Consider the following 25,053-nt stretch of genomic DNA (forward strand, 5'->3'; position numbering starts at 1 on the left):
AGGTCGGTCAGCGCCGTCCGCCATCCAGAAGACGACTTGGCCGCCGCTGATCTCTTCTAACCGGGCGCCGATGTTGGTCTTCTCGGCCGTGTCCTCGTTGGCGGCGAGGTGAGCCCCTTATACTCCAGCACCAGCATCCGCCCGTCGATGAGTTCCGCGACGAAGTCGGGATAGAAGCGATCCGTTGAGGTCGGCAGCCAGTAGGCATGGGGACCGCGAACGATGTTGCGGACCCAGTGCTTCACCGACGGATGGCCGTCGATTGCGACGGCACATCGGAATTCCTCGCCGCCCTCTTTGATGTCGTCCGGCGCGGGAAGAAATGCTTCTGCCAGACGTAGCTGCCCGAATAGGGGCGAGGCGGCAGGTAACGGCCTTCCGCGAAGGTGAAGCCGTTTTCACCGAGCGCGAAAGCAGGAGTGATGTCTCCGAGCAGGAGCTGCATGCCTCGCGCGCCCGAGGCCGCGCGAAGCTCGGCGACCCGCACGGCGATCGCCCGCTTCAGCACGTCCTTGGCCCGGACCAATGCCGCCAATGCCAACCCGCGCTGATCGACGAGATGCGACACGACCCGCCGGCAATATTCCAGAAACACCGGTTGCGAAACGTCAACCTGCCGGGTCATTCGGTCGAGCCAGCGGGAAAGGTCCGACACGGTCCACGCCCTTTCGTCGTCGAGCTGCAGCGTCATCTGGTTGCTAGCGCGGCTGATCCGCACCTGCCCATCGTCGACGTCGACCACGACGGTGTCCGGCGTCTCGCTCAACTGGAAGCCCGGCAAGTCGGGATCGACCCCGTCCAGTGTCCAGCCGGACAGGTCGAGCAGCGTATCGGGATAGACGAGGTCGAGCTCGCCATGCGTCTCGAGCGCAAGGCCCGGCACAGTAAACGATGCGCCCTGCTGAGATGGCGTCGCTGCGGCCTGCCGGCGTTCCACATGAGCGGCAATGGCGGGACGCGGGTCTTGGTCACCGGCCAAAGCCGCGAGCGCTTCGCCGATCTGCGCCAGAACCTCGTCGCTGGCATCGGCATTGATGACGACCGACACGCCGTCCCCTTCGCCAACAACGGTCACCGCATCGCGAACCGCTGGCGGCAGGGCGGCCAGGTCAGGCCGGGCCGACAACACAACCGGCGGAATCGCCGAACGCGCGGTAATTGGCAGGACAGCTGCGGCGGCATCGGCGGCTTGCTGGGCGATGATCTCGTCGCGGGCGGTGCGCTCGTCGAAGCCCATCGCGACCAGCGTATCCTTGAGCTTGTTGGCGGCCGCGTGGAAACCAACGCCGGTAACGTGCGCGTAGGCGCGGTTCAGCTCCTCGGTCGCGCGCCGCTTGGCGAATGGCATGCGAAGTACGCGGCCCAGCAACTGTTCGACCGCCGTTGCCGACTGGATGTTCGCGACCGAACAGAAGACGTAGGCGAAGCTGCAATCCCAGCCTTAGCGCAAAGCCTCGACCGTGATGACATGCTCGATTGGACAGGCCGGGTCGAACAGGTCAACGCCGTCCAACTCGCGCTGGTTGCCGGTCGCGATGGCGATGGCCGTCTCCGGCACGCCATGTTCCAGCAGCGTCGCCTTCACTACATCGACTGTCGCTTCCGCGCCGGCGGTCGCGGCCTGCGCTTGTTAAAGGGCGATGGGCCGGATCGGCTCGTTCGCATCACGGGCAGTGGTGGCAAGACCGGCGCGCTGCTGAAGCGCATGGACGATCGCCGCTTCCCAGCCGGTGTGCTGGGTCAGATGGATCGGCAGCTTGACCATCTGCTCCGTCTTCAACTCGTCGGCGGTGGCGGATACGATGACGTTCGAGCGGACGGGCGTGGCGGTGAATTCGATAATGGCGCTCGGGTTCAGTCGCGCGCCCGTGGTTTCCGACAGGCCGGTAACAAAGTTTTGCGCCTCGTCGACGATCATGACCGGCCGCACCAGCCGCATGATATTTGCGAATGACCAGCTCACCTCGCCCGGCCGCACCGTCGCATCGGCCTCGTTCCGCATCAGGTCATCGGGTAGCGCGCGACCCTTGAAGAAGGGCTCGTAATTCTCGTCATCCCTGTAGACGTTGCGTTGCGCCGCCTGGGCGACGCGGAACGCCTGCACCGTGGCGACGAAGACATGCGCAGCCGTCGCCAGATCCTGCGGCGTGATTTGTCGCCGTTCGTCGATGCCCAGCACACGGACGTTGCCACCAAAGGCCGCTTCCAGCGCCATGCGATACGGATGGCCCGGGTTTTCAAGGCGTCCAGCGTCTGGTCGCCGATGGTCGTCGATGGCACCAGCCACAGCGCGACCGGATATTGCGGGCCGTCGACCCGATGCTTGTGCGCGATGCCGACGCTATGCGCGCCGAGCAGAGTCTTGCCGCCGCCGGTCGGCAGGCGAAGGCAGCAATAGGGCACGTCGCGCAAGTGGTTCAGCGGCTCGTAGATCGAGGCGTAGAACCCCGGATCGCCGACCTTGCAGGCGATGTTGTAGGCCACGCCATGCGGCTTGGTCACCGCTTCGGCGAGGAAGGTGCCGAGGGCGTCGAGCGCGCGGAACTGATACTTCTTGGAACAGCATGTTCGCCGGATCGCGGTCGCCCCCGTCAAGCGCCGGCACCGCCTCCAGCATCCGATACGGCACCCGCGCGTGAGCGGTCACATCCACCCCCGCGTCATCCAGTCCAACGTCGGCAACGATAACTCCCCCACACGCGCGCATAAGGGGCCCGGCATTCCCCTTTCGTCGGTTTCCATGAACCCGTCCTATAACTTCATTGCAAGGGCAATTCCGCCCTCGCGGAACACAGGATGAAGACCATGAACAACACCAATCAAGTGCGACCAGCCCCCGCGGCTGGACCAATCCAGCCGCAGCAAACTCTTCCGCTGGCCAATCCGATGGCCGGGATCACCTCGGGACCATCACCGTTCGGGCGTAACGTCACGCCGGACGAGGCCAAACGATATGCGGACGATACGCGACGGCGAGGTAGTCGGGCAAAGCCGAGTCCCACGATCATCAAGCACCGTGACACCATCAAGGCGGTTCTTGAGCACGGACCGAACAAGAAAGTCATGTTCGAGGATCTTATCCATGCGGATCCTGACGCACGCGCCGAGTTCGGCGACGATGGCTACAAGGCGTTCAACGCCAGGCTCAGCCGCGAACTCTAAGCTTGCTTAAGCTGGCGGAGCCGGGTCGACACGGTTCCGCCAGCCTCGGCCCGTTCTGAGGCCTCGCAAGATCAATCGAGCCCATTGCCATCCCCGATATGCAATCGCTCACGAACAGGCTAAGCGCATAACAGGCCCAAAGTAGAATTGCAGAAGTCCAAGAATAACCACCAAATGGTTATCGAGAATTAGGTTAGGTGCAAAAGGCCAAATGTTATGATTTTCATCATAACGATTTGACATAGGTCCGTCGGACCGTATCTAATGGTCCGTGAAACGGCAAAAGTCTCTCCCGGCAATCTCGCCCACTAAAGGCGCCGCCATGGCGCGTGCGGCTCGTCGTGAAATCAAGAAGGAGATAGCCGCCGCACTATCGGCGGCTGCGAAGATGGCGCGCCTGAAGCGCGCTTTCGAGGGCGACGGAGAGCCACTCTGGCGACCGCTAAAGACGCGTCGGACTAGTTATGTTGCGTCGCCCAGTAGGTTGGCGATGACCCATTGGTCGGCTCCAACGGTCTACTCGCCGCGCTTCTATTTCAAGGGAGCTGACGGGCGGCGTTCGTTCCACTGCAAGGTCACTTACATCCCCAAGACCATGCGGCAGCGCACTTTAAGCGACGGGACGCGGATCGCCCCCGGCGCCGCCCAAGCGTCCGCGAAATACAAGGCCGGTGCCAACCGGGACGATCGACAAGGATACCTGATGGGCGAGCGAGTCCAGCAGACCGAGGATGGTAAGACTTATTTTGAAAGCAACATCTCACATGACTCGCTGGGCGATATTTTCGCGTTCTTCGACCTGGTCGAGCAGTGCGAGCGCACGCCCTCAAACGACAAGGTCGCGGTGGACTTCCACCACGACCCCGTCCTTTGGCGAAATGTCGCTAATGACCCCGACTGCGAACCTGCTGTTCGCCAGGCTTGGGCGGCCCGCAACGTAGCACGAGGTGGCAAGATCGAGTTGACACGGGGTGGCGACCATCTGTTCAGAATCATGCGCAAGCACGGCTTTAAACCCGCTTCACACTTTGACCCCCAAGGCAAGAAGCGCACGGCCAAGCAGCGCGCGAAACTGGACGGGATCAACTGGATTTACGGCAGGGGCGGGGTCACCCAGATCCGAGTCATCCATGCTCTTCCGCACGAATTCAATGCCGCCCAGCGGATCGAAACGGTCAAGGTCATCTGCGCCCGCTTGGACAAGCTCGGCGTGATGTATTTCGCGGTCATCCACGAACCCGAAGCGGACAATGATGCGCGAAACTTCCATGTCCACATCGACATCTACGACCGCCCGTGTCGGCGTCTCGACGGGACCGAGAATGACTTGGCTACGGTCAACCCAAAGATTGTCGGCGACATCCGCAAGGCTCTCCGAAAGGGTGATTTCAAAGACCAGGTGGGTCAGTGGGATTTCGCCGTCACGCGGGAATATCGGTCCTCGTCCGGCAACCTCCTGAAGCATCGCCCCTTCCGCCAGAACAAACAGCGCGACGCGCACAAAGTCGGCCTAGCCAAACGGGTTCGGCAATGGGTCGAAACCGACGTCAACGCAGTCGCCAACAGGCATGGACTCAAAGCGATTTACGATTGCCGAACCTACAAGGAAATGGGAGTCGCAAAGGTGCCCGACGTGACGCTCGGCCCGCGGGAGCATGCCTTGGTGAAACGTGGCATTCCAACGCGGAAGTCCACGATAAACGAAAACCGCCATGCTGCTGCGCATATGCGTTTGGTTCACCAAAAATATCTCCGCGAACTCCAGAACGTCGACGATCTAGAGGCCCAGCTGATGTCTATTCTGACCGCGGCCGATCCCAGCGGCAAGGCCACAAAGACCAAGGTCAAGGAAACGAAAAAGGAGCTTGATCGCTTGAGGGCTTACGCGAACGCGGAGCGCGAACGCGCCTTACTCGAGCTGACGATCGAACGGTCGATGTCGACCTGTTACGCAGTTGGGGATCGGGCTGACCGCCTTGTGGAATCAGGCGCGGATAGGGACGGTGAGTTCCGCGACCGGCACCGGCATGCCGAGGCCTGGCTGGGTGGTGGGGGCGCCAGTTATCCAGCAATCACGTCGGCTTACCTACAGTTGATGAGTGAGCTGACCACGCGTTCGGCAGCGCGAAAGAGGCTCGTCGAGCGTGTTGAGGACCTACATTCCGCAGCCGTCAGCGATGCAGTTGAGTCTTTGCCAACCGCCGAGCGAGACAGCGCGCCGGCAGGCTTGCCGATCTCGCCCCGCCGTCTGGAACCTGCACAGCTGAGCAGTAAAAAATCGTCCGCCGAAACTCCGCATTGGCCCTCCGTAGAACAGGAGAACGATCGAACAATGGGCCTCGCGGATGCAAATCTGGGCTCGGGGAAGACCATCGAGCGGATTATGGATGCCTCTGCCTCAATATCCCGCCCGCATGAGCGTATTGATGGAAAACTCAACGACCGGATGCTTCCCGCAGGAGCGACAACGGTTTCAGAAAGTCCTCGGGTTCAACACGTTGCAGCCGAGCCAAGCGCCAAATCGCCGAAGATTTGTCCACTTGGCGTCGACGCGTCCGCCGATACCGGTGCGGCGGAGCCTGTCCCCGCTCGCGTCGTCAAAACCGTGACCACAAAACCTGCAAACACGCCTTCCGCGGCGCTTGTCGCTGAACCTCCACCCGCATCCGAAGGGCATTCCGCAATCCGCACCGAGGTTACTTCGACCCCGCATCAGCCGACGGCCGGCTATGACTTCCCACTAAATCGGTTCGGCCAAGCGCCGTGGAAAGTGGAGGAAGTAATCAAGCGCTGGAATGGCGACGATCTGCGGTCCACGGCATCTTGGGACGCGCCGGTTGGCGCAACGACGGGACCGGTCTCGCGCCATATTGTGAACAGCCGTTGGGCGCTGCAGCGCACTCCGAGCGGAGTTATTTTCGCGAAGCCTGATGAAGTTCCATTGGCCTTCCGGGAGTGGATCAAGGCAAATCCAGCCATTGGCGTGAACCTGTTCAATGAGCGACAGGAACGGATCATGCGCCGGTATCGCGAACGGATCGCGAGCGGCCAAAAAGAGCAAGGCGTAGCTCGAGCCAACCCAGGAAAAGGATTGATCGATCGAGTGGCTGGGCAAACCAGCAATAAGGTTAGGCGACCACCGTCGGACGATGGATTGGGATTTTAACCGAGAAAGTGAGCACCGTGAGGCTGAGGGCATGAGACCGGTAGGGGAATGGAAAAAGAATCGGCATTCCGCTGATCGCTCCCGCCGGCTCTTTAAGGAGCCTCACGATGTCCAGATATTTCAACCGCCCATCGGCCCCGCCGATGCGGCTCGCCGTGCTCGACGCGGAAACGCTCGCGCCCCCGGTAGCCGATGGGGGGTTTCCGCCGTGGCCTGCGCACATTCCCGTTTGCGTGTCGATCCTGATCGCCGACAGCAAGCGATACGGCGAGTGGTATTTCCGCTTGGAGACGGTGTCGTTTCGCGACGATCCCGCGACCGCCATCGAGAGGGTCAGCTACCTTCTTGAGCGCCGAACTATGATCGGGTTTAACTCGCGCGGATTCGATGCTGGCGTGCTCGCGCTTGCCGCCGCGCGCGCGACTAAGCTGGAGTTGGCAGGCTTAAACCGCATTTGGTCGGCCAACCGATACGACCAGGCGGCTCATATCGATGTCGCCGACCTGTGGTCGAACTTTGGAGCCGCCCGCGGCGCCGGTTTGGAGACGCTTTGCACGGCGCTCGCCATTCCGGTTAAAACCGACGCGCACGGTTCTGATGTGGCAGCCATGATGGCCCAGGGCCAATTCGATCGTGTCTGCCGATACTGCGAAAGCGACGTCGCCGCGACGCTGTGCCTTGCAGCGGTCGGGATTGGCATGCGCCATTCCGATCCCGGATATGCGGCGTCGCTCATCTCGTCGTTCGGCCGGTTCGTGGCGGACAATGGCATCGACCATCTGTCGGCGTTTGAGCGCCTCGATGGCGCGGAAGAGTATGACCGGCTGGCCCTGTTACATCAGCTGACCACGGGCATCGAAGCGATCGAGCACCGTCAGCAGATGCGATTCGTGACGCATCTCCCCGGCCAGTCCGATGCCTTCGCACAGGACCATTCCGACGGCTGACCGCAGCTCTCACGCCGACCCTTTCCATCAACCCGCCGTCAGCCGCGCCGACCAGTCGGCCACGGGTGACGGTGCATGCGTCAATGAAAGACACACCATGCCCAATTATCCTACCGACTTGACCGTCATCGACTGCGACTTTCGCAAGGTGACAGTGAACAATGCCGACCAGTTCAGCCGGCACCTCGTCTACCTTCGAGGGTTCGCACTGCTGCGGGTCCGCCAGAGTGAAACCGGCAACCTCGAGTTTAACGAAGCGATTGCCACGGACTTGGCCGAGACCGGCGATGTGTCGCTCGATTTGCTGACCAACCTCGCCGAGCAGGTCGATCCTGACAGCGCCATTGGCGGCTGGCAGCTTGCCCGCCTCGTCGCGAGCCTCGTCCGGTTGCCGCGCGATAGCGAGCGCGAGCAGGACGGGATTCGCCCACTGATGCGGTTCACGGCAGCTTTGGCCCAGCAACCGCTCGATGCCCGCTGGTTGGCGACCGGTAAGGCGACCATCCCGCTGCATCAGATCGCCGTGTCACGGGGCTACTCCGCTGCCGATTGGGGCGAACGCGAAAAGGACGCTCTTCAGCTCAACCCGGCGTTGGTCGAGCGCCGCCTGTCGCACCGCGTGCGCAGTATCTGGGTCGCATTCGCTCAGTCGCTCATGGCGGTCGGCGACGACCGTCGCCGGGCTTTTGCTGCGTTCGATCAGTGGGAATCGAAAGGGAAAGGAAAAGGAAGATGAACTGACATCCCGCGCCCGTCAGGCGCACCGGCCCAGCCGGACTTTCAGCATCAAGACCTCCAAAGGGCCGCCATCGCGCGGCCCTTTGGCGTTTCTAACCACCAAAAGGAAAACATCATGTTCAAGGCGAACGACAACCACATCAGCACCAGCGAATACATCATCCTGGATCTCGAATTTATCTACGATCGGCAGCTCTATGAGCGCTACGCTTCACGTGATCGTGACGATGCGGCACCGATGAGGTGGCCGATGCGACGTGTCGCAGCCGCAAGCGTCATGGCCGTCACCGTCGACGACGGTATCCTGGACGTTAGGGCCATGCAAAGCTGGTCGGGACCGGACGAGGCACGGACCGTCGCGCGTCTTTTCGCCTTCATCCGCGAGCGCCCGTTCGCGCGACTAGTGAGCTGGGGCGGCATCAGCGCAGACGTGCCGGTCCTTCGAATCGCCGCTCACGAGCATGGCCTGAAGCTGCCTCGTCAGCTCAAATCCAACATCAACAGCCGGGCTGTCCATTTGGATCTCGCACAGGCGTTCAAGGGAGGCGAACGCAACCACGTGCACATGACGGAGGTTGCGGTTCGTCAGAACATCCCAGTCAAGATGGGTGGCAGCGCGGCGATGATACCGGCCTTCGTTCAGGCTGGCAAATATCGTTCGTGCGAGCACGTCAGCGAAGCTGACGTGGTTAGCACCAGCTTGATCCTCTGTAATTGGCTGGCGGCCGAAGGCGACCTGATGTCGGGCAAGGCGGCCCAATTGGCTGTCATCCGATTTGTCCGGCCGATCCGTTCGAAGGCCCCCTACGCGCGGATACTGGGAAATGTCGCCGATCGACTTCGGCGGGAGATCGAGAACGACATCCGGGAGGCGATGCGCCGCGCCGCATGACCACCCTATGTGGCCGGTGAGTCTCGCTCACCGGCCACATTCAACGCCGGATCCTTCAAGCGCTCCAGTGGCGACGGCCCGCTAGGTCGACCCGCCAATGGGGGTCAAATTGATGCAATTCACTTGGCGGCCTTATCGCGCTTCCGGCGTTCGGCCTTTGACAACGAAGCGCGTCGACCAGGCGCCGAACCAGTTCGAGATCGACGGTCCAACGGTAGCAAGTTGATCTTGGGTGGGCAGACGAGATGACCGGTCACGATCGGAGCGACGGTCACTAGCCCGTCATGAAGCCGCTCAAGATACTCAGCTTCATCAAGGGTCAGTCGAGCCCTGCCATATTTTCGCAAGTTTGTTCCAGCCGATGCATGCCCGAACAACAGATCGACGATCGCCTGCTTCACATCAGTAGTTTCAGCGTGGCTCGCGCCATAGGTGCGGAAGCTGTGAAAGTCGGCGTCCTTACCGCTGACGGTTCTGGGAAGCGGCATAACAGCCGCCACGGCATCGACCTGGTAACGGAAGGAGGATTGCCAGAACCGCTTTCCGCCACGCACCTTCAAATCCCGATGATAAAGTTCAGGAAATATGGCGACGTGACCTTCGGCAGCGACGGCTTCGACATATTCCAGAAACCCGAGGCGGATCAATTCAGGGTGTATCGGGACGACGCGATCACGATGGAGGTTCTTAAGCCCATCTGCCGTATGACCGTCCTTCGATTTGGTCATGTTTCGCCGGACAGCGATGTAAGGCCTATCCGCACTTGAGACGACATCCTCGCACTCGAGCCCACAAATCTCTTCCCGCGACATATAGGCGTAGGCGGCAATCATCGGCACCCAATAGGACGCGTCGTGCCACACGGTCGGTAAATCTGTCGCGTGATGGCGTTTGGCCGTGCCGCCTCCTCCAAGATAGACGCGCGAACTGAAGAACGCCTTGAGATGATCGACAGTCCATGGGACCCGCTCGGGCTCCAGCGGGTTTTCCTTAATCTCGACGTAGTGTTCGCTGAAGTCCATGATCCGGCCGTGTCCCGATCGCGGCTTCCAGCTCGATTTCGACAGATGCTTTGCGACACGTTCCATTGTCGACAGGTCCCGATTGAGCGTGCGACCGTTGCGCTTATTCGTCTTCGGGATGGTCGGATAGCTGGCCAGCACGTCTTCGACCGCCTGCTGGTGGCCATCCCAACGATGCGTCGTTGGGATTCGTTGTAGGGCCGATTTGTAGCCTTCGATATCGGAAGGCCGATAATCGCATAGGCGCTTGTCGCCCGTCAGCCAGGCAAAGGTTCTCAAAATGGTTTGTCGCTGGGATACGTCGACACCCCAATGGTCGTCCGCTTGAAGAGCCTGCGTGACAATCGGAATTATGGCGCTGAAACGGCGCGTGTCATGTTCCAAATAGAGATGCGCATCGTCCGGCGATGCTGCGGCAGTCGCAGCAATAGTGGCCGACTGCACGATACTGGCGCCATCGAACAACGTGTCGTCTAATAACACTACCAGCGGATGTCCACGCGCGCGGATCGACGGGGCCGACAGGTGTTCGGTCCGCTGATGCGCTGATAGTCGACCGCGAAGGATCTGGTGGACGGCACCGCGCATTCTCGTCGGGGAGACCGCTTTGCCTTCGCTTAATAGTCGGGACCGAGCGTCATCCTTAGCGCGGTCAAGATAATGCTGCGCAATCCGATAAACGGGCTGAAACTCGTCGATGTCTTGGGGCCATTCGTGAGCAGACACCGGGTCTTCGTGAGCCTGAAGTGCCAACGCGATGGAACCCGCCATCACTCGATTTGCGCGGGCGCAGACTTCCTCGTTGGGCGAGTGCTTCTCATAGGCCTCAATCGCCTTCGCCAACTCCCGTTCGAGGCCATGGCGAAAGAAAGCGTAGGCTTCCTCGGCTGTTAAGTCTGTCAACGCTGCGCACATCCCGACCAATTCCTCGAACGCCACCGACAAATGGGCGCTTAACCGCCTTGCCTTGAACGGCGTGGCGGTGCCCAACGATACCGTTATAGGGCGGAAGTGGTGAAACGGCGAAGGCAGTCGCCGACGATAGCTGTAGCGTCCATTGCGCCTAATCACGTGGGGTATGAAGGACATGAGGGGTCTCCGCCCTGATCATGGCCTCAGCATTAGGCGGCGAACCGGTCGGCCGACCGCGTGAGCAGCCAGGTGTTACAAAATCCGACCCGCCCAGCCGAGGCTGTGATCAGGTTTGGCGGATTTCCGAAATTTTCGTTGGAAAGTGGAGCGGGTGAAGGGAATCGAACCCTCGTCGTAAGCTTGGGAAGCTTCTGCTCTACCATTGAGCTACACCCGCCTGCGAAGTTGCGATTGCATAGGGTGGGTTGGTTGGTCAACGCAGCTGCGTTGACCGGCCTCGATATCCCATTGCCGGTGCCTCGCTTTCCTCATCGCAAATTGTGCTATGGGTGAGCGCGAAAAATGGGATCCAATGGTCCTTGACAGCGCCTCAGCCCACCGGATTAATGTTGCAACGCAGCATGATTCTGGTCCTATCGAATCGCGCTGGGCGTGTCCGCTTGCTGGTGCCTCCGCGAGAAAGATGACCTGACCGTGCGTGACCTGCCACCCGCCCAAGGCCTGTATGACCCTCGCTTCGAACGCGACGCCTGCGGCATGGGATTTGTGGCGAACGTCAAGGGTGCGCGGTCCAACCAGATCATCGCCGACGGGCTGAGGCTGCTCGAGAGCCTGGTGCACCGCGGCGGCGTATCCGCGGACCCGGAAATTGGCGACGGCGCGGGATGCCTCATCCAATTGCCCGATGCGCTGCTCCGCGAATGGGCGTCGAGCGAGGCGATCGAGCTACCATTGGCGGGCGATTATGCGGTTGCGATGTGCTTCCTGCCTCGTGACGAGCAGGCGCGATCCGTTGCGATGGATCGGCTGGAACATTTCGTCCAGCGCGAGGATCAGCTTTTCATTGGCTGGCGGGACGTGCCCGTCGATCCCGCAGTGCTCCCGAAATCGGTGCGGGACGGCGCGCCCGTCATTCGCCAGGCCATCATCGGGCGGGGCGCAAAAATCCGCGATCAGGATGCGTTCGAGCGCAAGCTGCTCGCCATCCGCAAGCAGACGCAGAACCCGCTGGAACTGATAGCGCAGCAGAAGCGGCTGCCGGCTCTCGCCGATTTTTACATCCCGTCGATGTCGAGCCGGACCGTGGTCTACAAGGGCATGCTGCAACCGCGGCAGATCGGCGCATTTTATCGCGACCTGACAAACCCGCTGACGGTCTCGGCGCTGGCACTCGTTCACCAGCGCTTTTCGACCAATACCTTTCCGTCATGGCGATTGGCGCACCCGTTCCGCTTCGTCTGCCACAATGGCGAGATCAACACGCTGCGCGGCAATGTGAACTGGATGAACGCGCGGCGCCGGTCGATGGAATCGCCGCTGCTTGGCGCCGACCTCGACAAGATGTGGCCAATCATTCCGCACGGGCAGTCGGACACGGCGTGTCTCGACAATGCGCTCGAGTTGTTGGTCGCCGGCGGCTACAGCCTTGCGCACGCCATGATGCTGTTGATCCCTGAGGCATGGGCGGGGCATGAGGCGATGGAGCCCAAGCGGCGCGCCTTCTACGAATATCACGCCGCGCTAATGGAGCCGTGGGACGGCCCGGCGGCGGTCGCCTTCACCGACGGAAAGCAAATCGGCGCATCGCTGGACCGCAACGGACTTCGACCGGCGCGCTACATCGTCACCGACGACGACCGGGTGGTAATGGCGTCTGAGACTGGCGTGTTGCCGATCGCGGAAGAGAATATCGTCGCCAAGCGCCGGCTGGAGCCGGGGCGGATGCTGCTGATCGACTTGGCCGAAGGGCGCATCATCGGCGATGACGAGTTGAAGGCGACGCTGGCCGACGCCAATCCCTACGGCGAGTGGCTTCGCGAAACGCAGTTCACACTCGACGACCTGCCCGAGGGCGCCAACCCGGTGAAGGTGCCGACCGACGAGGAGCTGGACGAGGCACAGCGCCTGTTCGGGTATACCGACGAGGACCTCAAATTCTTCCTGACGCCGATGGCGCGAGAAGGGGACGACCCGATCGGGTCGATGGGCACCGACACCCCGCCGGCAGTGCTCTCGGACAAGCCGCGGTTGCTCTACGATTATTTCAAGCAGAACTTCGCGCAGGTCACCAATCCGCCGATCGATCCCATCCGCGAAAGCCTGGTGATGTCGTTGGTATCGATGATCGGCCCGCGCCCCAACCTTCTCGGGCCGCAGGCGGGCACGCATAAGCGGCTGGAAGTGCCGCAGCCGATCCTGACGAACGCGGAGCTGGAAAAGATCCGCTCGATCGAAGGCAGCCTGGATGGCGCCTTCAGCACGGCCACCCTCGATGCGACCTTCGCCCGATCTGGCGGGCCGCAGGCACTGGAAGCGGCGCTGCAGCGCCTCTGCTGGGAAGCGACCGAGGCGGTGCTGGCCGACAGCAACCTCATCATCATTTCCGACCGCGCCGCGTCGTCCGAACGCGTCCCGATACCCGCGGCGCTGGCCACCGGTGCGATTCACCACCAGTTGATCCGCCAAGGGCTTCGCATGCAGGCGGGACTGGTGCTGGAAACCGGCGAGGCGCGCGAGGTGCATCATCTGTGCGTGCTGGCAGGCTATGGCGCGGAGGCGATCAACCCGTGGCTGGCGTTCGACACGATCGCGGCTGCGGACGGCACCGGGGATGGTGAGAAGCGCTACATCAAGGCGCTCAGCAAGGGCATGCTGAAGGTGATGTCCAAAATGGGCATCTCCACCTTCCAATCCTATTGCGGCGCCCAGATTTTCGACGCGATCGGTCTCGGCAGGGGTGTCATCGATCGTTATTTCACGGGCACGACATCGCGGCTTGGCGGGATCGAGATTCTCGAGCTCGCCGAGGAATCGATCCGCCGACACGATCGCGCCTGTGCCGATGCGCGGCTCGATCTCGGCGGCATGTATGCCCAACGCGAGGGCGGCGAAGAACATGCCTGGACGCTGACCAGCATCGCCAATCTGCAGCATGCGGTGCGTGGGTCGATCCCGGAGAAATACCGGGCGTTCGCAGCGGAGATCAACGCCGCGGACCGGCGCCTGTTGACGATCCGTTCGCTGCTCGAGCCGCGGACCGCAAAGACCCCTTTGCCGATCGACGAAGTCGAGCCTGCCGCCGAAATCGTGAAGCGCTTTTCGACCGGCGCGATGAGCTTCGGGTCAATCAGCCGCGAGGCGCACACCACGCTGGCGCGGGCGATGAACCAGATCGGCGGGCGGTCGAACACCGGCGAGGGCGGCGAGGAGCCCGAGCGGCTGGCTGCGCCGCGAACCGGTGACAGCGAACGCAGCGCGATCAAGCAAGTCGCCTCGGGCCGCTTCGGGGTGACGACCGAATATCTGGTCAACGCCGACGAGATCCAGATCAAGATGGCCCAAGGCGCCAAGCCGGGCGAAGGCGGGCAATTGCCCGGTCACAAGGTCGACGGCGCGATCGCGTCGGTGCGCCATTCGACACCGGGCGTCGGGCTGATCTCGCCGCCGCCGCACCATGACATCTATTCAATTGAGGATCTGGCGCAGCTGATCCACGACCTCCATTCGGTCAATCCGGCAGCGCGCATTTCGGTCAAGCTTGTGTCGGAAGCGGGGGTCGGGACAGTCGCTGCGGGGGTCGCCAAGTGCCGCGCCAACCATGTCACCATTTCCGGCTACGAAGGCGGGACCGGCGCATCGCCGCTGACATCGCTGACCCATGCCGGGTTGCCGTGGGAAATCGGGCTGGCCGAGGTTCAGCAGACGTTGGTCATCAACGGCCTTCGCGACCGGATGCGGGTGCAGGCCGATGGCGGTCTTCGCACCGGCCGCGACGTGATGATCGCGGCGTTGCTCGGCGCTGACGAATTCGGCTTCGCCACAGCGCCGCTGGTCGCTGCGGGCTGTATCATGATGCGCAAGTGCCACCTCAACACCTGTCCGGTGGGAATTGCCACCCAGGACCCTGCCCTGCGCGCGCGCTTCACCGGCGCGCCGGAACACGTCATCAATTACCTGTTCTACGTCGCCGAGGAGGTTCGCGAACTGCTCGCCGAACTGGGGCTACGCAGCCTGGGCGAGGCGGTCGGCAGGACCGACCTGCTGCGCCATGCTGGCGGCGCGCGCGATGGCTGGAAAGCGCACGGTATCGACCTCGATCCGCTGCTTCATCGGCCGCAGCCCTATGTCGGCTCGGGCGTCAAGCCGGTCGAAGAGGCATCCGGCATGCGCATCGACGATGCGCTGGTCGGCCGGCTCGGTGAGGCGGGGCCGGTTCTGGTCGAGCTCGATGTCGGCAACGAGGACCGATCGGTCGGCGCCGGAATTTCGGGCGAGATCGTCCGGCGGATGGGCAGCGAGCGTTTATCTGATGACGGTCTGACTGTGCGGATGACGGGATCGGCGGGGCAAAGTCTCGGCGTCTTCCTGGTCGCCGGAATCACGCTGGATGTGATCGGCGATGCCAACGACTATGTCGGCAAGGGCCTGTCCGGTGGCCGGATCGTAGTTCGCCAGCCAGGGAATGTCGCGCGAGAGGCGGCCCGCAACATCATCGTCGGCAACACCTGCCTCTATGGTGCAACCTCTGGCCAGGCCTTCTTCAACGGGGTCGCCGGGGAGCGGTTTGCCGTGCGCAATTCCGGTGCGACCGCGGTGGTCGAGGGCATCGGCGATCATGGCTGCGAATATATGACCGGCGGCGTGGTCGTCGTGCTCGGCCCGGTCGGCCGCAACTTCGCCGCCGGCATGTCCGGAGGAATCGCCATGGTCCACGATCCGGATGGGAAGCTGGCAGGCGGACTGTGCAACATGGCCGCCGTCACTCTGGAGCCCGTCGAGGACACGGATTTGCTGCGCGGCTTGATCGAGGAACACGCGCGCCGCACGAACAGTTCACGCGCGACGGCGTTACTCGACCGCTGGGACCGGTCGCTGGACGAGTTCGTGCTGGTCATGCCGAACGAATATCGCCGCGCGCTGGAAGCGGTGGCGGCGGCCGAAGCGGAGTTGGCGGCGTGAACGATCCGACCGCCTTCCTCCGCATTCCCCGCCATGATCGCACCACCCGTCCGGTGGCGGAGCGGGTGCACGACTACCGCGAATATGTCTTGCCGCTGCCGCCGGAAGAGGTCGCCCGCCAGGCGTCGCGCTGCATGGATTGCGGCGTTCCCTTCTGTCACACCGCCTGTCCCGTCGGAAACCTGATACCCGACTGGAATGCGCTGGTCAGCGAGCAGGACTGGTTCGACGCCTGCGAGCGTCTCCACCGCACCAACAACTTTCCCGAATTCACCGGGCGGGTCTGTCCGGCACCATGCGAAGCGGCGTGCACCCTAGCGCTGGTTGACGCGCCTGTGACAATCAAGACGATCGAATGCGCCATCGTCGACCGCGGCTGGAGGGAAGGGTGGATCAAGCCGTTCATCGTCCCGCGCGGTACCGGCAAGCGGGTCGCGGTGGTCGGTTCTGGCCCGGCGGGCCTGGCCTGTGCGCAGCAGCTCGCGCGCTGGGGCCATTCGCCGACGGTGTTTGAGAAGAATGACCGGATCGGCGGTTTGCTTCGCTACGGCATCCCCGATTTCAAGATGGACCGCGCGCTGATCGACCGGCGCATCGCCCAGATGGAAACCGAAGGGGTCATCTTCCGGCCGAACATGGAGGTCGGGGTGACGGTCAGCGTCGACCGGCTGCTCGACGATTATGACGTGATGGTGCTGGCCGGCGGGGCGGAGTGGCCGCGCGACCTTAATGTCCCCGGGCGCGACGCCGGCAATATCCATTTCGCGATGGATTATCTGACCCAGCAGAACCGCCGCAACGCGGGCCTGCCGGTTGTCGGCGATCCGATCGACGCCAGTGGCAAGCACGTCGTCGTCATCGGTGGCGGCGATACCGGCAGCGATTGCATCGGTACTGCCAACCGGCAAGGCGCCGCATCGGTCACTCAGCTGGAAATCATGCCGCAACCGCCCGAGCGCGAGAACAAGGCGCTGGTCTGGCCGCATTGGCCGCTGAAGCTGCGTACCTCGACCAGTCATGAGGAGGGTGCCGAGCGCCTGTTCTCGACGCGGACGCTGTGCGCGGAAGGCGGGCCGGGCAGGATCAGCTCGCTGACCTGCGAGCATGACGGGGAAACGATCTCGATCCCCGCCGACCTTGTGTTCCTGGCAATGGGCTTCGTCGGATCGCCGGCCGATGGCGTACTGGCCTGGTCGGGTGCGGAAATCGACCGGTCGTCCTACGCGACGTCACGCGAGGCGATCTTCGCGTGTGGCGACATGCGTCGCGGCCAGTCGCTGATCGTCTGGGCCATCCGCGAAGGCCGCGAATGCGCTTCGGCTGTACACCGCCACCTGCAACAGGCGTCGGCCGCCGCCTGATTTTCCGGTGTTGCAAAGCATGTGAACCGGCCCTTTCGGACCGGCTCACCCACCCCGCCAACAGACGAGACGCTACAGATTGTAGGCGCGCTCGCCATGTTCGTTGATGTCGAGGCCTTCGCGTTCGACGTCCGCTTCCGGGCGAAGACCGATGGTATGCTTTAGCGCCAGGAACAGCGCCGCCGAGACCACGCTGGTCCAAACGATCGTCAGGCCGACCGCCCACAGTTGCGTCACGACCTGACCGGCCATGTCGTACACGCCGGCCTTGGCGACCGGGGCGGTGTAATCGATCCAACCCTGGCCGCCGAGCGCGGGGTCCGCGACGATGCCGGTACCGATCGCGCCGACGATTCCGCCGACGGCGTGGACGCCGAACACGTCGAGGCTGTCGTCATATTTGAACCTGTTCTTCACCGTGGTGACGAAGAAGAAGCAAACGCCCGATGCGACCGCGCCCAGAATGATGGCGGTGCCGGGATGGGCAAAGCCCGCGGCCGGGGTAATGGCGACCAGGCCCGCCACGACACCGGTTGCTCCGCCCAGCAACGACGGCTTCTTGTGCAGCACCTGCTCGATGATCGCCCAAGTCGCGCCGGCCGCGGCGGTCGCGGTCAGCGTGTTGATGAAGGCCAGCGCGCCGAACGCATTGGCTTCCAGCCCCGAACCAGCGTTGAATCCGAACCAGCCGATCCACAGCAACGAGGCGCCGATCATGGTCATGACCAGACTGTGCGGCGGCATCGGTTCGCTCTTGTAGCCAATGCGCGGCCCGACGATCAGGCAGCCAACGAGGCCGGCGATGCCCGCATTGATATGGACCACCGTGCCACCCGCGAAGTCGAGGGCGCCCCAACCCACAGCAGCCCGGTGTCGGTCGGCGCGGCGTGGAGGAAGTCCGGACCTGCCCAGTACCAGACCATGTGCGCGATCGGGAAATAGGCCAGCGTCAGCCAGCCGACCACGAACAGGATCAGCGGGGTGAACTTGATGCGCTCCGCGAACGCCCCGACGATCAACGCCGGTGTGATGCAGGCGAAGGTCATCTGGAAGATGACGAACACATATTCGGGCAGGTAGACCCCGTTCGAGAAGGTGGCGGCGAAGGTCGTCGGATCGACGCCTTTCAGGAAGGCCTTGTCGAGCCCGCCGAACAGCGACGGGAAGGGTGTCCCCGTCGAGGTGAACGCCATCGAATAGCCCCACCCGAACCAGACCAGCGCCGCGACGCAGACGATGGTCAGCACCTGCATCAATACCGACAGCATGTTCTTGGCGCGAACGAGGCCGCCGTAGAACAGGGCCAGTGCGGGAACCGACATCATCAGCACCAGCGCCGACGCGACCAGCATCCAGGCGACGTCGCCCTTGTTGACCATCTCCGCCGTCGGAACGAACGGAGCGGCGGGTGCGGCCGTGGCGGCTGCTTCCTGTGCCCATGCGGGAGCCGCGAATAGCGTCGCCGCGGCGGCGGCGCCCGCCCATTTCCTGACAGAATTCATCATGCGCCTTCCCTGGTCAAAGTGCGGAGTCATTGCTGTCTCCCGTACGGATGCGAAGTGCGCGCTCGACGTCGATGACGAACACTTTGCCGTCGCCGATCTTGCCGGTCTTGGCGGTGGCTTCGATGGTTTCGACGACACGGTCGACGATGTCGTCGCTGACGACGAGCTCCAGCTTCACCTTGGGCACGAACATCGTCGCATATTCGGCGCCGCGATAAATTTCAGGATGACCCTTCTGGCGGCCGAAGCCCTTGACCTCGGTGACCGTCATGCCCTGGACGTCGATCGCGCTAAGCTCGTCGCGCACCTCGTCCAGCTTGAATGGTTTGATAATCGCAATCACGAGTTTCATGCGTTCCCCCTCCCGTTAGAATGACACGCCGACCGATCCGACGATCCCGGCCTTGCTGATGTTGCGGCCGGATGGGCTGAAGGCGTTCTTGTTGGTGTCGACGTAGGACACGCCGAAGGTGATGCCCTTGAGCGTTGCCGACGCCCCGATGCTCCAGTCGGTGTAGCCGTCGCCGATGGTCAGGTAGCTCGGCCCGAAGCTGTGACCGAAGTGCGCCGACACGCTGATGGGCGTTTGCGGTATCGCGGCGCCCACATCTCCGGCGAGGTAGAGGTTGTCTTCCCTGCCGTTGCCGATGGTCAGCGCGCGTTGCTTGGGGGCGTAGGCGGCGCTGGCCTTGGCCGTGATGGCGCCGAACGCCTGGGTCACCGCGACATAGGGTTCGACGAAGTCGGTGTCCGCGCCGTGGGAGCCGGGATAGTAGTAATAAAGGACGCCGATATCGAACGTCGTCGATCCAAGCGTCTTCTTGTAGCCGGCGATAAGGTCGAGTTCCTGATCGGCCCCGGCCGCAACATAGTCGTCGATCGAGGAACCCCACAGGCTGGCGTACAGGCCGGACGAATGAGCGACCGTGATCGTGCCTTGCAGTGCGAAGCGCTTGTCGGTCTGTGAGATACCGCGGAAGCGATAGTCCGACACCAAGGTGGCGCCGCCGGACAGCGTAAAGGCACTCGCCGGTGTTTCCTCCTGGGCATGGGCCGGGGCGGCGTTGACGAGTGAAAGGACGGCGCCAAGCAGCGTCATCGACAGCTTTAGATCAGTCATGGAAAGTCCCCCTTGAATGGCAAAGCTCATTCCTCCCCATGTTGGCGTCGCGACTCTCCGGCCACGACCGCCAGCAACCTGAAGCAATCATATTATGTTGCGACGCACAATCGGCTCCGCGGAGCGGAAACGAGGTGACGGGCAGGCGCTGTCGAGCGGCAAGTGGCTGATAACGCCAATCAAATTTGCGGAAGCTTGGGGTGATCAAGATGCGGGCGTGTTGCAGGTGCGAATAATTCACCACGCTGATGGACCAGCTACACGGCCGACCTCGCGAAAGTTCGGCCAAGGCCTGCTTCCCGGTGTAGGCTCATGAACCCGGCAAGGCGCAGGAGCATCTGATGAGCGGCAGCGGACCATTGGCAGGCATTCGAATCGTCGAGTTTGACGCGATCGGCCCCGTGCCGCTGGCGGGGATGATTCTTGCCGGCCTCGGCGCCGACATCGTCCGCATTTCGCGACCCGGGACGGGTGCGTGGAGCGAGGTTGGCGGCGCCGTGCTCCACCGGGGTCGGGCGACGGTCACGCTGGACCTTCGCGATGCGACGCAGCGCGAGCAGGCGCTTGCCCTGATCGATCGAGCGGACGCGGTGATCGAAGGGTCGCGCCCCGGTGTGATGGAACGGCTGGGCCTTGGCCCGGATGATGTACTTCCGCGAAATCCATCCTTGGTGTTTGCGCGGGTGACCGGCTGGGGGCAGGAGGGGCCGCTGGCGACGACAGCCGGGCATGACATCAATTACATTGCGCTGACCGGGGTGCTTCACGCCATCGGTTCGGCTGGAGAGCCGCCGACGGTGCCGCTCAACCTGATCGGCGACTACGCCGCGGGGTCGATGTTCGCCTGCCTCGGTCTGGTGTCTGCCATCCTGTCGGCCCGGCGGACAGGCCAGGGCCAGGTCGTCGATGTGGCGATGGTCGATGGTGTCGTGACGATGATGAGCCTCTTTCACGCGCTGGGCGCGGCCGGGCTCTGGCGCGACGAGCATGGCACGAACCTGCTCGACGGCAGCGCGCCCTTTTACCGCTGCTATGTGTGCGCCGATGGGAAGTCAGTGGCGGTTGGCGCGCTCGAGCCGCAGTTCTTCGCCCGGCTCTTGGAAGGTTTGGCGATCGACGTGGCTTGCAGGCAATATGACTCGAGCGAATGGCCGGCGATGACGGCGCTGTTCGAGGAGCGATTTGCCGAGCGAACCCGCGACGAATGGGCCGACCTGTTCGCAGGCACCGACGCGTGCGTGACGCCGGTTCTGTCGATCGCGGAATCGCTGAGCCACCCGGCCAATGTCGACCGTAGCGTGTTTATCGATGTCGATGGCGTCCGCCAGGCCGCGCCGGCCCGCGCTTTTCATTGGGGGTCGCACCGGTGAGCTCGCCCTCGGAATCGAGCGTGGACGACGTCCTGGCGCGCTGGATTTAGCGTTCGCGGTCCAGCGCTCCGTCGCTGATCGGCCGGCCATCGAGGTGACGGGCGAGCATGACGAAGAGCAGGATGATCAGCGGCACGAGGCCGATCGACAGGACGACCTTGGCGGTGGCCTGGCCGATGAGCAGCTGGCCGATCGGCCGGACGCCGTAGAAGCTTATCGTGATGAAGAGCAGCGTGTCGACGATCTGGCTCACCACCGAAGCTAAGGCGGCGCGGATCGCAACCAGCTTTCCGGGACGGCCGATGCGCGAAAAGATCAGCACGTTGAGCGTCACCGAAACGCCGTAGGCGATGACGCCGGCCGCCATCATCCGACCGCTCTGCCCCAGGATGATCGGGAAAGCTTCCTTCGCCGGCTCATACATTTCCGGATCGGTCGGAAGCTGGAGGACGATGAAGGTCAGCGCGATGGCGGTGATCAGCGGAACGAAGCCGAAGCGCACCAGCCGGTTGGCAGTGCCCTTGCCATAGACTTCGGCCACCGCGCTCGACAGGCCGACGAGCATGAGGAACGGGAAAATCCCCGCCTCGACGCTGATCGGGCCGATGGCGACCTGCTTTGCGCCGAGAACGCCGGCGATGCAGGTCATGCCGCCATACAGGATCGACAGCAGGAAGAGACCGCGCGGAATGGTCAGCGTGGCAGGCGGTGGCGATGCGGAAGCGTCTGTCATGGCCGAAGGGGTAGCGGCTTTCGGGAAGCGGACAAGGCCTTTTGAGGCCCACAAACGACAACGGCGCCGCCCCGAAGGACGACGCCGCTGCGTTGGCATTGATGCCAGGACTTAGAAGCCGACGTTAACCGTCAGGCTCACTGTCCGCGGCGCACCGATCTGGACGTTCGGCGCAAAGCCGTACACGCCCGACGAGCTGACGCCCTGGTTCAGACCGCCGCCAAAGCCGCCGACGTAGGTTTCGTCGAACAGGTTGTAGACGTTGAGCTGAAGGTAGGTTTTGTCGAGCTGCTTGTCGAAGTGGCCCATGTTGAGGCGAGCATCGAGGTTGACCAGCCAGTAGGCCGGAGCCGCCGCCGAGAAGATCTGCACCGGATCGTCGGTGGTGACCGTCGTCGACAGGCCGTCGACGTCACCCGAGTAGACCGCCATGTTGGTGTCATAGATGTAGCGCTTGCCGGTCTTCTTGGCCGTGACGCCCAGGTCGACCGGGCCGAGCGAAACTACGCCCGAGCCACCGTAGGTGTACGTCGGCGAACCGGATTCGCGATTGCCCGCCGTGAACGCGCAGTTGCGCAGACCGGTCGCATCCGCCGTGGCTTCGTCGCAATCGAAGTCCGCGCCGCCGCCGATCTGGATGTTGTCCTGGATCTTCGACTTGTTCCACGAACCGAATGCATAAAGCGTCAGGATCTTGTTCGGCTGGTAGGCAACCGAACCGTCGATGCCCCACTTATTGACGCGGCCAAGGTTACGATAAACCGAACGGTCCAGTTCGGGGTCGTAGGCCGAAGCCAGACGATCCGTGAACTTGGTGTACCAGGTCGCCAACTGAGCCTGGATTTTCGAGCTGCGATAGCGGACGCCGCCGTCGAACGAGTCCGTCATTTCCGGGCGCGGCTTCGCATTATTGGTCGAAAGCGGGAAGTAGAACGCGTTGTAGAGGTTGTCCGTGCTCGGCACCGACAGGCCCTTGGCATAGTTGGCGAACGCCGAGATGCGGGGCGTGAAGTCATACACCACGCCGACGTTCGGCAGGAACTTGCTGTACTTCAGCACGCGCTTGCCTGGCAGCGCGTAGCCGCCGGTCGGGAGGCCCGTGGTCGGGCTGATGACGTAGGGGTTGTACTGCTGGACGAGCGCGTCGATCGCAATGTCACCGCCACTGCATTCCACGTTGCCGTCGGCCGACGAAGCGAAGCAGTTGTTTTCAAGATCGCGCTTGAAGAAGGGCAGGCGGGCGCCGGCATTGACGGTCAGCGGACCGAACTCACCGCGATATTCACCCGCGACCTGGTTCAGGATCGCGTACGACTGGCGGTCGCGCTTCTGAAGGGCCACGCCGTTCGCGCCCTCCAGCGGGTTATTGACCGGGAAGACGTCCAACGGCTCGCCATCGCGATCGATAAGGCCAACCTGTCCGGTCTGACGGTGGTTTGAATAGTCGTGCGTGAAGGTCGCGCGAACTGTGTGATTGTCGTTGATGTCGTAACGCAGGCCCGCGATAACCGCATAACGGCGCGTGCGGGTCTGGCTCGGCGCCAGCACGGTCACGCTGTCGAGCGTATCGCCGTCACCGTTGAGGTCAACACCATCGAAGTAGGGGGCGCCGCCGAAATAGCCGGGGATGCAGACCACCGTGGCACTTTCCACAGTCGTCGAGCAGTTCGAACGACCGCCGGCTGGATTGATGTCATAGCCATACTCACGTGCGGGCCGGCTCGAGCTCGTCGTGCCGCCGCCATTGGCCTTGGTATATTGGTAGCTCGGGTCCACCGTCAGGACCAAGCCCGGCGCCAGGGTGAAGCGCGAGTTGGCGCGGATGTTGACGCTGTTCGACGGGTTGTAACGGCGATCGAACTGCGTTCCGCACGAGTTGTTGGTGTCGGCAACGCCGGCCTGCGGCTCGTCCGTGGTGCAGGGATAACCGGAGATGACGTACTCGCGCTCGTCCTTCGTGGTCGGAAAGTTCTGATCAAGCGCCAGCGAGCCGAAGAAGTTGTTGCGATCCTGATTGTAGCGACCAGCAACGGAAACGAAGTCGCCGGCGCTGCCGATCGGCTGATAGACCTTCGCATTGTATTGCTGGCGGTCGAGCTTGCCGTAGTTGTTGAAGGGATTGTCGTACTTCGACGTGCTGGCCGAAACGAACGCGCGGGTGCCCCACGGCGTGAATTCACCGGTGTCGAAAAGGCCGAAGTAACGGCGATAGTCGTACTGGCCGACCGACGCGCTGAACCGCCCGCCCATTACCTTGGCCGGGTTACGGGTGCGCTGGTTGATCGTGCCGCCTACCGCCGACGCGGTCGGCGAGTCGACGTCGGTCGAGCCGAGGTTGACGTTGACCTGCTCGATCAGTTCCGGGTCGATCGAGAAGTTCGAATAGATGCTGTAGTTGCCGCTGTCGTTCAGCTGGATGCCGTCGAGCGTGTAGCTGACGCGGGTCGAATCAAAGCCGCGAACGGTGAGCGTGCCGCCGGCGTTGCCGTAAGCGTCGTTGTTCTGGAAGCTGACGCCCGGAACGACGTTGATCGTGTCGAGGACGGTCTGGCCGGGGCCATTGCGTGAAATCAGTTCCTGCGTGACGACGGCCTTGGCCTTGGACGTGTCAGGCGACTGGATGCCGCCGACGTCCTGCGTGCGCGTGCCGGTGACGACCACGGTTTCCTTCTCGAAGTCGACTGAACCGGTCGACTGGGCGAACGCTGCGGTCGGCGCGACGAAGGCGGCCGAGCAAAGAAGAATGACTTTTTTCACGTGAAGACCCTCAAACAAGATGGATTCCGGAAAGCGGAACAGGTTGATCGGTTAGGCTGAAGGACTGGCGCACCCCTCGGCGGCCACTCCCAAATGATCTCAGGTTGGATTTCCCCTAGGTCCGCCACCCCGCGACGACGGGCCTAAACCCCAGTAATGTGACAGCTTTAAGTCGAGCCGCGCGAGCGAATCGGCTTACACGGGCGTCAATAGCCAAATTTGCCGTTTT

The 25,053-nt window shown here is 62.8% G+C and carries 18 protein-coding genes, 1 tRNA gene and 1 pseudogene; 8 read left to right on the plus strand and 12 right to left on the minus strand.

Annotated features, from left to right (window positions below):
- Positions 1-56: 56 nt before the first annotated feature.
- From H9L12_RS13340 to H9L12_RS13360, 5 genes are all read right to left on the minus strand, one after another.
- A complete protein-coding gene (locus H9L12_RS13340; RefSeq protein WP_246450542.1) occupies positions 57-245 on the minus strand; it encodes a hypothetical protein in 189 nt (62 codons plus the stop codon).
- Entirely contained in the window at positions 242-1,369 is a 1,128-nt protein-coding gene (locus H9L12_RS13345; protein ID WP_246450544.1) for a hypothetical protein, read from the minus strand. The genes H9L12_RS13340 and H9L12_RS13345 overlap by 4 nt, the downstream gene beginning before the upstream one ends.
- A 72-nt stretch (positions 1,370-1,441) precedes the next feature.
- A complete protein-coding gene (locus tag H9L12_RS13350) occupies positions 1,442-1,585 on the minus strand; it encodes a hypothetical protein (protein ID WP_246450546.1) in 144 nt (47 codons plus the stop codon).
- Positions 1,586-1,630: 45 nt separating this feature from the next.
- Positions 1,631-2,002 carry a hypothetical protein gene (locus tag H9L12_RS13355; protein WP_246450548.1) on the minus strand — a complete coding sequence of 124 codons (372 nt, stop codon included), beginning with the start codon at positions 2,000-2,002 and terminating at the stop codon, positions 1,631-1,633.
- Positions 2,002-2,595, minus strand: a complete 594-nt coding sequence (locus H9L12_RS13360; protein ID WP_246450550.1) for a hypothetical protein — start codon at positions 2,593-2,595, stop codon at positions 2,002-2,004. Before H9L12_RS13360 ends, H9L12_RS13355 begins: the two co-directional genes overlap by 1 nt.
- 201 nt (positions 2,596-2,796) lie before the next feature.
- Between H9L12_RS13360 and H9L12_RS03400 the strand changes: the two genes are divergently transcribed.
- From H9L12_RS03400 to H9L12_RS03420, 5 genes are all read left to right on the plus strand, one after another.
- Entirely contained in the window at positions 2,797-3,162 is a 366-nt protein-coding gene (locus tag H9L12_RS03400) for a hypothetical protein (RefSeq protein WP_187542617.1), read from the plus strand.
- Positions 3,163-3,652: 490 nt separating this feature from the next.
- Positions 3,653-6,328 (plus strand): MobA/MobL family protein, encoded by a 2,676-nt coding sequence (locus tag H9L12_RS03405; protein ID WP_187542618.1) that lies wholly within the window; start codon positions 3,653-3,655, stop codon positions 6,326-6,328.
- Positions 6,329-6,435: 107 nt separating this feature from the next.
- Positions 6,436-7,275, plus strand: a complete 840-nt coding sequence (locus H9L12_RS03410) for a 3'-5' exonuclease family protein (protein WP_187542619.1) — start codon at positions 6,436-6,438, stop codon at positions 7,273-7,275.
- Between the two features lie 97 nt (positions 7,276-7,372).
- Positions 7,373-8,011 (plus strand): hypothetical protein, encoded by a 639-nt coding sequence (locus H9L12_RS03415; protein ID WP_187542620.1) that lies wholly within the window; start codon positions 7,373-7,375, stop codon positions 8,009-8,011.
- A 117-nt stretch (positions 8,012-8,128) separates the two neighbouring features.
- Positions 8,129-8,905, plus strand: coding sequence for a 3'-5' exonuclease family protein (locus tag H9L12_RS03420; RefSeq protein ID WP_187542621.1), 777 nt, complete (start codon positions 8,129-8,131; stop codon positions 8,903-8,905).
- A 119-nt stretch (positions 8,906-9,024) separates the two neighbouring features.
- Here H9L12_RS03420 and H9L12_RS03425 read toward each other — a convergent pair whose 3' ends face one another.
- On the minus strand, positions 9,025-11,016 hold the full coding sequence (locus H9L12_RS03425) for a DUF6538 domain-containing protein (protein WP_343060478.1): 1,992 nt from the start codon (positions 11,014-11,016) through the stop codon (positions 9,025-9,027).
- 146 nt (positions 11,017-11,162) lie between these two features.
- Positions 11,163-11,236 (minus strand) — tRNA-Gly (locus tag H9L12_RS03430).
- A gap of 257 nt (positions 11,237-11,493) precedes the next feature.
- Here H9L12_RS03430 and gltB point away from each other — a divergent pair.
- Both gltB and H9L12_RS03440 read left to right on the plus strand, forming a co-directional pair.
- Positions 11,494-15,978 (plus strand): glutamate synthase large subunit, encoded by a 4,485-nt coding sequence (gene gltB, locus H9L12_RS03435; RefSeq protein ID WP_484592926.1) that lies wholly within the window; start codon positions 11,494-11,496, stop codon positions 15,976-15,978.
- Positions 15,975-17,339: a glutamate synthase subunit beta gene (locus H9L12_RS03440; RefSeq protein WP_187542623.1), complete on the plus strand. Its 1,365-nt coding sequence runs from the start codon at positions 15,975-15,977 to the stop codon at positions 17,337-17,339. The genes gltB and H9L12_RS03440 overlap by 4 nt, the downstream gene beginning before the upstream one ends.
- Before the next feature lie 72 nt (positions 17,340-17,411).
- Here the strand turns inward: H9L12_RS03440 and H9L12_RS03445 are convergent.
- The 3 genes and pseudogenes from H9L12_RS03445 to H9L12_RS03455 form a co-directional block, all read right to left on the minus strand.
- Positions 17,412-18,844, minus strand: a pseudogene (locus tag H9L12_RS03445) (ammonium transporter).
- 13 nt (positions 18,845-18,857) lie between these two features.
- Positions 18,858-19,196: a P-II family nitrogen regulator gene (locus tag H9L12_RS03450; protein ID WP_187542624.1), complete on the minus strand. Its 339-nt coding sequence runs from the start codon at positions 19,194-19,196 to the stop codon at positions 18,858-18,860.
- Positions 19,197-19,211: 15 nt separating this feature from the next.
- Positions 19,212-19,964, minus strand: coding sequence for a TorF family putative porin (locus tag H9L12_RS03455; RefSeq protein WP_246450553.1), 753 nt, complete (start codon positions 19,962-19,964; stop codon positions 19,212-19,214).
- A 341-nt stretch (positions 19,965-20,305) separates the two neighbouring features.
- On the opposite strand from H9L12_RS03455, the gene H9L12_RS03460 reads away from it, so the two are divergent.
- Entirely contained in the window at positions 20,306-21,334 is a 1,029-nt protein-coding gene (locus H9L12_RS03460; RefSeq protein WP_246450556.1) for a CaiB/BaiF CoA transferase family protein, read from the plus strand.
- Positions 21,335-21,380: 46 nt separating this feature from the next.
- Here the strand turns inward: H9L12_RS03460 and H9L12_RS03465 are convergent, their stop codons facing one another.
- Together H9L12_RS03465 and H9L12_RS03470 are read right to left on the minus strand one after the other, a co-directional pair.
- The gene (locus tag H9L12_RS03465) at positions 21,381-22,067 is read right to left on the minus strand and encodes a queuosine precursor transporter (RefSeq protein ID WP_187542625.1); all 687 of its coding nucleotides are present in this window, start codon (positions 22,065-22,067) and stop codon (positions 21,381-21,383) included.
- Between the two features lie 111 nt (positions 22,068-22,178).
- Positions 22,179-24,824 (minus strand): TonB-dependent receptor, encoded by a 2,646-nt coding sequence (locus H9L12_RS03470; RefSeq protein WP_187542626.1) that lies wholly within the window; start codon positions 24,822-24,824, stop codon positions 22,179-22,181.
- Positions 24,825-25,053 lie beyond the last annotated feature (229 nt).

This window comes from Sphingomonas rhizophila, assembly GCF_014396585.1.
GTDB lineage: Bacteria > Pseudomonadota > Alphaproteobacteria > Sphingomonadales > Sphingomonadaceae > Sphingomicrobium > Sphingomicrobium rhizophilum.